The organism is Yersinia sp. 2542 StPb PI (assembly GCF_048593855.1).
Classification (GTDB): domain Bacteria; phylum Pseudomonadota; class Gammaproteobacteria; order Enterobacterales; family Enterobacteriaceae; genus Yersinia; species Yersinia enterocolitica_E.
The window spans coordinates 1-398 of record NZ_JAZGQA010000504.1; the positions used below are offsets into that span (position 1 = coordinate 1).

Consider the following 398-nt stretch of genomic DNA (forward strand, 5'->3'; position numbering starts at 1 on the left):
CTTACTTCCAGACTGTATTACATTGCCATTATTATGGATAGGACTTGTTTTTAATATAAACAATGTTTTTTGTTCTCTGTCATCTGCTGTGCTAGGTGCTGTAGTGGGTTATGTTTTTTTGTGGTTACCCTATTGGTTATTTAAGTTACTTAAGGGTGTAGAGGGAATGGGATATGGTGATTTTAAATTAATGGCAGCGATGGGAGCTTGGTTTGGTGTATCAGCAATACCCATGTTGATATTGTTATCCTCTGGTTTAGGTCTCATTATCTCTATGGTGATTTCTCTCTTGTCGAAGAAGAAAGTAAAACACATCGCCTTTGGCCCTTATATTTGTCTGGCCGGTATGGCTCATCTATTTCTAGGGGAGGTTGTTAGCCTATTTTAATAATGAATTT

Annotated in this window: 1 protein-coding gene; it reads left to right on the plus strand. The window is 37.2% G+C overall.

Annotated elements, in window-relative coordinates; genetic code table 11:
• A partial coding sequence (locus V1952_RS22505) for a prepilin peptidase (protein ID WP_420075630.1) occupies positions 1 to 388 on the plus strand: 388 nt, incomplete at its 5' end.
• Positions 389 to 398: the final 10 nt, after the last annotated feature.